Origin of the sequence: Citrobacter sp. Cpo030 (assembly GCF_030333005.1) — a bacterium.
GTDB lineage: Bacteria > Pseudomonadota > Gammaproteobacteria > Enterobacterales > Enterobacteriaceae > Citrobacter > Citrobacter portucalensis.
This window is the reverse complement of the sequence record NZ_JAOWGT010000073.1, coordinates 41,312-52,314: the sequence shown is the minus strand read 5'-3', so window position 1 is coordinate 52,314 and position 11,003 is coordinate 41,312. Positions and strand designations below refer to the sequence as shown.

At 52.9% G+C, this 11,003-nt stretch carries 11 protein-coding genes and 4 tRNA genes; 10 read left to right on the top strand and 5 right to left on the bottom strand.

Annotated elements, in window-relative coordinates; genetic code table 11:
- Positions 1-13: 13 nt before the first annotated feature.
- The 5 genes from gutM to srlA are packed head-to-tail and all read right to left on the bottom strand — an operon-like array spanning position 14 to position 3,133.
- Positions 14-373: a transcriptional regulator GutM gene (gene gutM, locus OGY37_RS19055; protein ID WP_286621559.1), complete on the bottom strand. Its 360-nt coding sequence runs from the start codon at positions 371-373 to the stop codon at positions 14-16.
- A 55-nt stretch (positions 374-428) separates the two neighbouring features.
- Positions 429-1,208, bottom strand: a complete 780-nt coding sequence (srlD, locus tag OGY37_RS19050) for a sorbitol-6-phosphate dehydrogenase (RefSeq protein WP_003037345.1) — start codon at positions 1,206-1,208, stop codon at positions 429-431.
- Between the two features lie 17 nt (positions 1,209-1,225).
- Positions 1,226-1,588 (bottom strand): PTS glucitol/sorbitol transporter subunit IIA, encoded by a 363-nt coding sequence (gene srlB, locus OGY37_RS19045; RefSeq protein WP_063940974.1) that lies wholly within the window; start codon positions 1,586-1,588, stop codon positions 1,226-1,228.
- A 13-nt stretch (positions 1,589-1,601) separates the two neighbouring features.
- Positions 1,602-2,573: a PTS glucitol/sorbitol transporter subunit IIB gene (srlE, locus tag OGY37_RS19040; RefSeq protein ID WP_286621557.1), complete on the bottom strand. Its 972-nt coding sequence runs from the start codon at positions 2,571-2,573 to the stop codon at positions 1,602-1,604.
- Complete coding sequence (gene srlA, locus OGY37_RS19035) at positions 2,570-3,133, bottom strand: PTS glucitol/sorbitol transporter subunit IIC (RefSeq protein ID WP_003825953.1); 564 nt, start codon at positions 3,131-3,133, stop codon at positions 2,570-2,572. Before srlA ends, srlE begins: the two co-directional genes overlap by 4 nt.
- A 264-nt stretch (positions 3,134-3,397) precedes the next feature.
- Here srlA and mltB point away from each other — a divergent pair, with 264 nt between their 5' ends.
- The 10 genes from mltB to OGY37_RS18985 all read left to right on the top strand — a co-directional run bounded on the left by mltB (position 3,398) and on the right by OGY37_RS18985 (position 11,002).
- Positions 3,398-4,477: a lytic murein transglycosylase B gene (gene mltB / locus OGY37_RS19030; RefSeq protein ID WP_003037336.1), complete on the top strand. Its 1,080-nt coding sequence runs from the start codon at positions 3,398-3,400 to the stop codon at positions 4,475-4,477.
- Between the two features lie 191 nt (positions 4,478-4,668).
- Positions 4,669-5,166, top strand: coding sequence for a nicotinamide-nucleotide amidase (gene pncC, locus OGY37_RS19025; RefSeq protein WP_148361563.1), 498 nt, complete (start codon positions 4,669-4,671; stop codon positions 5,164-5,166).
- A 92-nt stretch (positions 5,167-5,258) separates the two neighbouring features.
- Complete coding sequence (recA, locus tag OGY37_RS19020) at positions 5,259-6,323, top strand: recombinase RecA (protein ID WP_003037330.1); 1,065 nt, start codon at positions 5,259-5,261, stop codon at positions 6,321-6,323.
- An 86-nt stretch (positions 6,324-6,409) separates the two neighbouring features.
- Positions 6,410-6,910 (top strand): recombination regulator RecX, encoded by a 501-nt coding sequence (recX, locus tag OGY37_RS19015; RefSeq protein ID WP_003825957.1) that lies wholly within the window; start codon positions 6,410-6,412, stop codon positions 6,908-6,910.
- A 128-nt stretch (positions 6,911-7,038) separates the two neighbouring features.
- Positions 7,039-9,666 (top strand): alanine--tRNA ligase, encoded by a 2,628-nt coding sequence (gene alaS / locus OGY37_RS19010; protein ID WP_003825959.1) that lies wholly within the window; start codon positions 7,039-7,041, stop codon positions 9,664-9,666.
- Positions 9,667-9,904: 238 nt separating this feature from the next.
- Positions 9,905-10,090, top strand: coding sequence for a carbon storage regulator CsrA (gene csrA, locus OGY37_RS19005; protein WP_000906486.1), 186 nt, complete (start codon positions 9,905-9,907; stop codon positions 10,088-10,090).
- A 336-nt stretch (positions 10,091-10,426) separates the two neighbouring features.
- A tRNA-Ser gene (locus OGY37_RS19000) sits at positions 10,427-10,519 on the top strand.
- A 3-nt stretch (positions 10,520-10,522) separates the two neighbouring features.
- Positions 10,523-10,599, top strand: a tRNA-Arg gene (locus OGY37_RS18995).
- A gap of 60 nt (positions 10,600-10,659) precedes the next feature.
- Positions 10,660-10,736: transfer RNA gene (locus OGY37_RS18990), tRNA-Arg, on the top strand.
- Positions 10,737-10,928: 192 nt separating this feature from the next.
- A tRNA-Arg gene (locus tag OGY37_RS18985) sits at positions 10,929-11,002 on the top strand.
- Position 11,003 lies beyond the last annotated feature (1 nt).

Below are 11,003 nucleotides of genomic sequence, written 5' to 3'. Positions count from 1 at the left end.
ATTCACAACGAAATTACCCATGTTTCAGTTTAAGCGCCAATGATAGTGCATTCTGCGCTAACGGATCATGGGGAAAGATCACATCAGGCTGTAAATCATCAAGATGTTTGCCGGTTATCGTGGCAATTTTGCCGGGTCTGGCGAATACCGTAACACCTTTCATAAACAACGTATCGGTCACCCGCTGCTGCTCATCCAGCGCGATAGCTACCACCACGCGCGGTTTAAAACGCCCACCGGAGCGACCAACACCAACCCGACCTTGCTGGCAGAGTTGATCAAATGCCCGGTTAAAGCGGGATATTTGCCAGCCACCAAGCGCCAGTTGCAGGCACCAGGCGATAGCGGCGACGGTAATCAGTGCGGAAACCATTATGTACTCCTTTGATTTTGCCGGATAAGCGCAGCCGCCATCCGGCAATTCAACATTAAAACATCACCTGACCGCCGGTCACGTTGATGGACTGCCCGGTGCAGTAAGAGGCTTTTGGACTGGCGTAAAACAGCAGCATGTTCAGTACGTCCTGATAATCGCAGCCGCGCTTGAGCGGAACCTTATCAATGTAATACTGCTCAACTTCGTCTGGCTTAAGGCCAAGCTTGGTCGCATATTGCGGCAATAACGACTGAAACATCGGTGATTTCAGCAGATTACCGAGCATCAGAGAATGTACGGTGATCCCGTATTCCGCCAGATCCAGCGCCAGCGACTGGGTTAGGCCCACGCCGCCAAATTTTGCCGCGCTATAACCTGAGTTGTGTTTACTGCCCACTTTCCCTGATTTGGAGTTGATCTGGATAATGCGTCCCTGCACGCCATCGCGGATCATCAGGCGTGAAAATTCACGTGCACAGAGGAAGTAGCCGACCAGATTGACCTGCAGCGAGCGGTCGAAATCCCCAAGCTGAAAGTCGCTGATAAACGCGGCTTTAGCGATACCCGCGCTGTAAACCAGAAGATCGACACGACCGAATATTTCATCCACTCCGCGCGACAGCGCCAGCACGCTCTGTTCGCTGGTGGCATCTGCGCCAAAACCGTACGCGGTACCTTCGCCAAACTCGGCGTTAATTTCTTGCGCGACGTTGGCAGCTTTATCGCTTTGAATATCCACTACCGCGACGCGGTATCCTTCTGTCGCAAGCCCACGGCAAAGGAATGCCCCCAGGGTCTGGCCTCCACCAATGACAACGGCAACCTGATTCATTTTTATCTCCTTCAATCTTAAGCAACAAACTTCAAAATACAGCCCGGGGCGATACCGTCCGGGACGGGGCCCGCAACGTGTACAGTGCCGGGGAATTCCGCTTCGCTCTGCCCGTCAAAGCGCAGGGTTATATGCCCGAGTTCACGTAAGTTTTGTTCCGCAACGCTGCCAACGGCGGTGACCGGGTAGTGGTGCTGGCCCAGTTCAAACTGGATCCCGGCTTGCAAAGAGCCGTTCAGCTCCCCGTGGCAATGGATGAAACAAAACTCTTCGATATCCGCTGGTGCACCTTCACGAAAGGTAATCAGCATCTGGTCGCACAGTGCATCCGGGGCGCTCTGGCCGATACGGGTAATGGTGGTTTGATAAATTACGGTCATTTTTGAGTGCCCCTTATTGGTAAATAAAGCCAGAAACAAACCAGGCGATGAGAACGGTAGGCGCGCCGGTCAGAAAACGGCTCACCAGTACGGATGGCACGCCGACGCGGACCGTGTCCTGACGCGCTTCGGCCAGCGACAACCCAACCGGAATAAAGTCACATGCAGCCTGGGCGTTAATGGCGAACAGGGCAGGTAGCGCCAGATGCGGAGGAATGTTCCCCAGACCAATCTGTACACCGATCAGCACGCCGATAACCTGGGCGATAACCGCACCGGGGCCGAGGAAAGGCGACAGCAGCGGGAAAGAGCAGATCAGCGCCAGAGTAACCAGTCCCAACGGATGGCTGGCCAGCGGCGCGAGTCCATGGGCAATCCAGTCTCCCAGACCCGAAGCCATAATGATGCCGATCAGTGCCGAGACGAACGCCATAAATGGCAGAATAGTTTTCAGGACGGTATCGATGGTGTCGCGCCCGGACTGGAACAGAACCGCAACGGCTGAACCCATGCCCATTCCCACTTTTGCCAACAGGCCGTCGCTTTGTTCGGTAATCTTTTTACTGGTGTCGTAATCGCGACCGATAGTGCTGCTTGCAGGTTGCGGCGCAGCGGATGCCTCGCCGACAACGGTAATGTTTTCTTCTTTCACGCCAGAGACATAGATATCTTCGACAATGTACTGAGCCAGCGGGCCGGATTTACCAGTAGCGTGAATATTCACCGTCGGTATACGGCGTTTGGGATAGATCCCACAGCGCAGCGTGCCGCCGCAGTCGATGATCGCCACACCAATTTCGTTCTCCGGCGGCTCGCCTTCTTTGAAGCCATCAATAGCCTGCCAACCGGTCAGGCTTGCTATCCTGTCGACTATTGCGGGGCGAGTTCCGGCGGTGATATAGACAATGTTCTTGCCCGGTTCGGCATCTAGTTCAAGCGGGCCGCCCCAGCCGCCGGTGCCTTTTTCAATACGAATACGCGTCATGATGTTGCTCCCGCCAGATGCACTTTCTGCTCAAGTTGAATGCCCATTTTTTTCTCAAAGATGGCGGTGGTGAAATCAGTCACCCAGCCGCGGAAGAAGTTGGTCACCAGACCGACCAGCAAATAGCTCACCGCTAGCGGGCCAAGCGGAAGCCCCAGCGTGGTCAGTCCGCTGGCGATCCCCAGATAGACGAACAGTTCACCAGGGTTGATGTGTGGGAATAAGCCGTTCATGGAATGGCAACTGTATGAGGCGGCGGCGTAGTAGCTGGGCTTGTACTTTTCTGGCATAAAGCGGCCCAGGCTCAGCGTCATTGGGTTACAAAACACAAATGTGCCGATGCACGGCAGCAGCAGATAGCGGGACAGCGGGTTTCCGGCGCAGCGCTGGGCAAAACGTTCAATGCGCTGCTGACCGATAAAGTTAATTAGCGCATTCATGATGACCAGCAGACTGATCAGCAGAGGCAGAATACCGGTTACCATGCCGGTAAAGACCTCTCCGCCTTTCTGGAACAACCCGATAAACCACTCAGCACCGAGTGTGATGGTGTCGATCATTATTCTCTCCTGTAGGGTTTTTAGTTATCTTGCCAAACGGTAACTAATTTTAATCAGATCGAAAGATTTAAAAGTGTTATTTTGATCTCAAAATGAAAGATAAATATTTTAATTTGAAAGATTGTGCGTAAGAGATCGCAAATGTGCCGGCCGGGGGGGCAAGAGGGGGGAAATTCTGTGAAGGAGAGTGACTACTACTTCCTTGTATGGAGGAGGATGCTTTACCATACTTCTCCCAGGCTGAATTTGTTTAATGGATGTCTCATGTTCAAGCGTCGTTATGTAGCGTTACTCCCCCTTTTCGTACTGCTCGCTGCCTGTAGCAGCAAACCTAAACCTTCAGAGACTCAAACGACTACGGGGGCGCCATCCGGCGGCTTCCTGCTTGAGCCACAGCACAACGTCATGCAAACGGGCGGTGATTTTGCCAATAATCCGAACGCGCAGCAGTTCATCGAGAAAATGGTGAACAAGCACGGCTTTGACCGCCAGCAGTTGCAGGAGATCCTGTCGCAGGCCAAGCGTCTGGACTCGGTATTGCGTTTGATGGACCGCCAGGCACCGACGACTCAACCGCCAGCCGGTCCTAACGGCGCATGGCTGCGCTACCGCAAACAGTTCATCACGCCTGACAACGTGCAAAATGGCGTAGCCTTCTGGAATCAATATGAAGATGCGCTGAACCGTGCGTGGCAGGTATATGGTGTTCCGCCGGAAATTATCGTTGGCATTATCGGCGTTGAAACGCGTTGGGGCCGCGTGATGGGCAAAACCCGTATTCTGGATGCGCTGGCGACGCTGTCGTTTAACTATCCTCGTCGTGCGGAATACTTCTCTGGTGAACTGGAAACCTTCCTGCTGATGGCGCGAGATGAAAGCGACGATCCGCTCGATTTGAAAGGTTCTTTTGCCGGCGCGATGGGTTACGGCCAGTTTATGCCGTCTTCCTATAAACAATATGCCGTTGATTTTAATGGTGATGGCCACATTAACCTGTGGGATCCGGTTGATGCCATCGGTAGCGTGGCGAACTATTTCAAGGGCCACGGCTGGGTGAAAGGCGATACGGTCGCGGTTCCGGCAAATGGTCAGGCACCAGGGCTGGCGAACGGCTTTAAAACCCAGTACAGCATTTCTCAGCTTGCTGCCGCGGGTCTGACGCCACAGCAGTCGTTGGGTAATCATCAGCAGGCCAGCCTGCTGCGCCTGGATATTGGTACCGGCTATCAGTACTGGTATGGATTGCCGAACTTCTACACCATCACCCGCTACAACCACAGTACCCACTACGCGATGGCCGTGTGGCAACTGGGTCAGGCGGTCGCGCTGGCGCGCGTGCAGTAACCGCTCCACCGGCCTACAGGACGATATCGCTTGTAGGCCGGATAAGATGCCCTGACATCGTCATCCGGCAGGTCTTATTTCTGCAACGGAGCAATTTTTGGAATCCCCCTCGTAAAACGTTCTCTCCATCCCCACATTGGTTATGAAAGTGCTATCTTGTCCGGCATATTTTTTAACTGACAGAGGCTGAAATGACTGACAGTGAACTGATGCAGTTAAGCGAGCAGGTTGGCCTGGCGCTGAAAGCGCGTGGGGCGACCGTTACGACGGCGGAATCCTGCACCGGCGGCTGGGTGGCTAAAGCGATTACGGATATTGCCGGAAGCTCCGCCTGGTTTGAACGTGGGTTTGTGACCTACAGCAACGAAGCTAAAGCACAGATGATTGGCGTGCGCGAAGAGACGCTGGCCCAGCATGGGGCGGTGAGCGAGCCTGTAGTGGTGGAGATGGCGATTGGCGCGCTAAAAGCTGCCCGCGCGCATTTCGCTGTTTCGATAAGCGGTATTGCGGGACCGGATGGTGGCAGTGAAGAAAAGCCCGTGGGTACCGTATGGTTCGCCTTTGCCAGCGCGAACGGCGAGGGGATTACGCGTCGGGAATGCTTCAGCGGCGATCGCGACGCGGTACGTCGGCAGGCGACCGTCTACGCGTTACAAACCCTGTGGCAACAATTTCTACAAAATACTTGATACTGTATGAGCATACAGTATAATTGCCTCAACAGAACATTATCTATCACGTTTCGCGGTTTAACCCGAAAGCGGCATGACAGGAGTAATTAATGGCTATCGACGAAAACAAACAGAAAGCGTTGGCGGCAGCGCTGGGTCAGATCGAAAAGCAATTCGGTAAAGGCTCCATCATGCGCCTGGGTGAAGACCGTTCCATGGATGTGGAAACTATCTCCACCGGTTCGCTTTCTCTGGATATCGCATTGGGCGCGGGCGGTTTGCCAATGGGCCGTATCGTCGAAATCTACGGGCCTGAATCCTCCGGTAAAACAACGCTGACCCTGCAGGTTATTGCCGCTGCGCAGCGTGAAGGTAAAACCTGTGCATTTATCGATGCGGAACACGCGCTGGATCCGGTCTATGCCCGTAAGCTTGGCGTTGATATCGACAACCTGCTGTGTTCTCAGCCGGATACCGGTGAACAAGCGCTGGAAATCTGTGATGCGCTGGCGCGCTCCGGTGCGGTTGACGTTATCGTTGTCGACTCCGTTGCCGCATTGACGCCGAAGGCAGAAATCGAAGGCGAGATTGGCGACTCTCACATGGGCCTTGCGGCGCGTATGATGAGCCAGGCGATGCGTAAGCTGGCCGGTAACCTGAAGCAGTCCAACACGCTGCTGATTTTCATCAACCAGATCCGTATGAAGATTGGCGTTATGTTCGGTAACCCGGAAACCACCACCGGTGGTAACGCCCTGAAATTCTATGCGTCTGTTCGTCTGGATATCCGTCGTATTGGCGCGGTGAAAGAAGGCGACAACGTGGTCGGCAGCGAAACTCGCGTTAAGGTTGTGAAAAACAAAATTGCAGCGCCGTTCAAACAGGCTGAATTCCAGATCCTTTACGGTGAAGGCATCAACTTCTACGGCGAACTGGTTGACCTGGGCGTGAAAGAGAAGCTGATTGAAAAAGCCGGTGCATGGTACAGCTATAACGGTGAGAAAATCGGTCAGGGTAAAGCGAATGCGACCAACTGGCTGAAAGAGAACCCGGCAACTGCGAAAGAAATTGAGAAGAAATTACGTGAGTTACTGCTCAATAACCAGGATTCAACGCCTGATTTCTCCGTTGATGACAGCGGCGAAGACGTAAAAGAAACGAACGAAGATTTCTGATAATCTGTTTTGAATCGCATGTTGTGAATCACATATAGTAAAGGGCTGCATATCATGCAGCCCTTTTTCATTTCTGAAGGCTTACTATGACAGAAGCAACTTCCCGCCGTTCTGCTTATTCCCGACTGCTTGACCGCGCCGTACGTATTCTGGCGATGCGCGACCACAGCGAGCAGGAACTGCGGCGCAAGCTGGCCGCTCCGGTGATGGGGAAAAATGGACCAGAAGAAATTGATGCCACGCCGGAGGATTACGACAAGGTCATCGCCTGGTGTATTGAAAGCCGTTATCTGGATGATGATCGTTTCGTGCGGCAGTTTATCGCCAGCCGTAGCCGCAAAGGTTATGGACCAGCCCGAGTGCGCCAGGAATTAAACCAAAAAGGGATCGCACGTGAAGCTATCGAGCGGGCCATGCGTGAGTGCGAAGTTGACTGGGCAGTGCTTGCACGCGAGCAGGCCATTCGGAAGTACGGTGAACCTTTACCTGTCGATTTTTCAGATAAGATAAAGGTCCAGCGTTTTTTGCTCTATCGCGGCTATCTGATGGAAGATATTCAGGCAATATGGCGAAATTTTGACGATTGACCGCATACGGGATTTTACTTCCCAGTAAAGAAAACTTATCTTATTCCCACTTTTCGATTGCCAGAGGCGCAGTTTGCGTGCCGATGCTGGTAATGACATTTCGTTAGCTTGATTTCTTCAGGATAATTATGAGCAAGAGCACCGCTGAGATCCGTCAGGCGTTTCTCGATTTTTTCCATAGTAAAGGACACCAGGTAGTTGCCAGCAGCTCCCTGGTACCGAACAATGACCCTACTTTGTTGTTTACCAACGCCGGGATGAACCAGTTCAAGGATGTTTTCCTTGGCCTCGACAAGCGTAATTATTCCCGCGCAACCACCTCGCAGCGTTGTGTACGTGCGGGCGGTAAGCACAATGACCTGGAAAACGTCGGTTACACTGCACGTCACCACACTTTCTTCGAAATGCTGGGCAACTTCAGCTTCGGCGATTACTTCAAACACGACGCTATTCAATATGCATGGGAACTACTGACCGGTGAAAACTGGTTTGCCCTGCCAAAAGAGCGTCTGTGGGTAACCGTCTATGAAACTGACGATGAAGCCTATGAAATCTGGGAAAAAGAAGTCGGTATTCCGCGCGAACGTATCATCCGTATCGGTGATAACAAAGGTGCGGCTTATGCTTCAGACAACTTCTGGCAGATGGGTGATACCGGTCCTTGCGGTCCATGCACAGAAATTTTCTACGACCACGGCGACCATATCTGGGGTGGACCTCCGGGAAGCGCAGAAGAAGATGGGGATCGCTACATTGAGATCTGGAACATCGTCTTCATGCAGTTCAACCGTCAGGCTGACGGCACCATGGAACCGCTGCCGAAACCGTCCGTGGATACCGGTATGGGTCTGGAGCGTATTGCGGCCGTGCTGCAACACGTTAACTCCAACTATGAAATCGACCTGTTCCGCTCATTGATCGAATCCGTGGCGAAAGTCACTGGCGCAACCGATCTGAGCAACAAGTCTCTGCGTGTTATCGCCGACCATATCCGTTCTTGTGCATTCCTGATTGCCGATGGCGTTGTGCCGTCGAATGAAAACCGTGGCTATGTGCTGCGCCGTATCATTCGTCGCGCGGTACGTCATGGCAACATGCTGGGCGCGAAGGATACCTTCTTCTACAAGCTGGTTGGTCCGTTGGTGGACGTCATGGGCTCTGCAGGTGAAGAACTGAAGCGTCAGCAGGCTATGGTTGAACAGGTTCTGAAAACCGAAGAAGAGCAGTTTGCGCGTACTCTGGAGCGTGGTCTGGCGCTGCTGGACGAAGAACTGGCAAAACTGTCTGGCGATACGCTGGATGGCGAAACCGCATTCCGTTTGTATGACACCTACGGTTTCCCGGTTGACCTGACGGCAGACGTTTGCCGCGAGCGTAACATCAAGGTTGACGAAGCGGGCTTTGAAGCTGCAATGGAAGAACAGCGCCGTCGTGCGCGTGAAGCCAGCGGTTTTGGCGCAGACTACAATGCAATGATTCGCGTTGATGGCGCCTCAGAATTTAAAGGCTACGAGCACCTGGAACTGAACGGCAAAGTGACCGCGCTGTTTGTTGATGGTAAAGCGGTAGACGCAATTAACGCAGGTCAGGATGCCGTTGTCGTACTGGATCAGACTCCGTTCTATGCGGAATCTGGTGGTCAGGTTGGCGACAAGGGTGAGCTGAAAGGCGCAGGCTTCGCGTTTGCCGTTAGCGACACGCAGAAATATGGCCAGGCCATTGGTCACATCGGCAAGTTGTCTGCGGGTTCTCTGAAAATTGGTGATGCGGTACAGGCTGATGTGGATGAAGCCCGTCGTGCGCGTATTCGTTTGAACCACTCCGCAACGCACCTGATGCACGCGGCGCTGCGCCAGGTTCTGGGCACACATGTGGCACAGAAAGGTTCGTTGGTTAACGATAAACTGCTGCGCTTCGACTTCTCTCATACCGAAGCAATGAAGCCTGCTGAAATCCGTGCCGTTGAAGATCTGGTGAACGCGCAAATCCGTCGCAACTTGCCGATTGAAACGAACATCATGGATCTCGAAGCGGCAAAAGCCAAAGGCGCAATGGCACTGTTTGGCGAGAAATATGACGACCATGTGCGCGTTCTGAGCATGGGTGATTTCTCTACCGAACTGTGTGGCGGTACTCACGCCAGCCGTACAGGTGATATCGGTCTGTTCCGCATTGTGTCCGAGTCAGGTACTGCGGCAGGCGTTCGTCGTATTGAAGCCGTAACCGGTGAAGGTGCTATCCAAACCGTGCATGCTGAGAGCGATCGCTTAAGCGATATTGCGCAGCTGCTGAAAGGCGATAGCCAGAATATCGGTGACAAAGTTCGTTCCGTGCTGGAGCGTACACGTCAACTGGAAAAAGAATTGCAGCAATTGAAGGAACAGGCTGCGGCGCAGGAGAGTGCAAATCTTTCCAGCAAAGCGGTTGATATCAACGGCGTGAAGCTGCTGGTCAGCGAACTCGCGGACGTTGAGCCGAAAATGTTGCGTACCATGGTTGATGATCTGAAAAATCAGCTGGGGTCTACCGTTATCGTTCTGGCAACGGTAGTGGAAGGTAAGGTTTCTCTGATTGCGGGGGTGTCTAAGGACGTGACAGATCGCGTGAAAGCAGGGGAACTGGTTGGAATGGTCGCTCAGCAGGTCGGCGGCAAGGGTGGCGGTCGTCCGGACATGGCGCAAGCCGGTGGTACGGATGCAGCGGCTCTGCCTGCAGCGTTAGCCAGTGTGAAAGGCTGGGTCAGCGCAAAACTGTAATAATTATAAGCGTAAGTCGACGCTGCGGACTTCAATCCGCAGCGTTTGTATCAACGCTATCGACAACGATAAAGTCAGGTTGAAGTTGTGTATATCGGCTAAACTTAGGTTTAACAGAATGTGATGCCGTGACTGCTTACACTTAGGTGTTTGTCATCGCTTACTTTTTGGCGTTATATGATGGATAATGCCGGGATACAGAGAGACCCGACTCTTTTAATCTTTCAAGGAGCAAAGAATGCTGATTCTGACTCGTCGAGTTGGTGAGACCCTCATGATAGGCGATGAGGTCACCGTGACAGTTTTAGGGGTGAAGGGCAACCAGGTGCGCATTGGCGTAAACGCCCCGAAAGAAGTATCTGTCCATCGTGAAGAGATCTACCAGCGTATCCAGGCTGAAAAATCCCAGCAGTCCAGTTACTAAGGTTTTCGCGTCTCACCTTTCTGGTGAGGCGCAACCTGATTGAGTGACCCTTTTTCTTCTCTTTTCTTCTTCGTCTTCCCCATTTTTTCGATTCCACTGCGCGTAATGCCTTTTCCTGCGAAGTTTCCGTTTGTTCACTGCTCCAGGAAATTGCCAATTTATCTGTTGATAAAACACTCTTTTTGCCGTTTTTGCAGACTAATTGCGCGTGAAATGTGCAAACGATAAAAGCTCTGGAAAAATTGTTTGACTTATAAGTCCCAGAAAGTAATATGTGCGCCACGCAGCGACGATGAGCAGAAACAAGTTCTTCGAAGCACTCGCAAGAGGCGTGTTGGTGAGGTGGCCGAGAGGCTGAAGGCGCTCCCCTGCTAAGGGAGTATGCGGTCAAAAGCTGCATCCGGGGTTCGAATCCCCGCCTCACCGCCATTTGCATCCGTAGCTCAGCTGGATAGAGTACTCGGCTACGAACCGAGCGGTCGGAGGTTCGAATCCTCCCGGATGCACCATATTAATTGATAGCGCTTTAGCAGCGACATCAAATCTGCAGTAAAGTAAGTTTCCCTGATGCATCCGTAGCTCAGCTGGATAGAGTACTCGGCTACGAACCGAGCGGTCGGAGGTTCGAATCCTCCCGGATGCACCATCTTCTCCGAGATAACAGCAAAACTGTTGTTTCATGGTCTGCGAGATAATCGCGAGCACCAGGGAGGATAACGTTGCTTTAGCAACGGCCCGCAGGGCGAGGCGCAGCCGAGTAATCCTCCCGGATGCACCATCTCTTACTTGATATCGCTTGTCATGATATCAATATCGGCAGTAAAGCAAGTTTTCCGATGCATCCGTAGCTCAGCTGGATAGAGTACTCGGCTACGAACCGAGCGGTCGGAGGTTCGAATCCTCCCGGATGCAC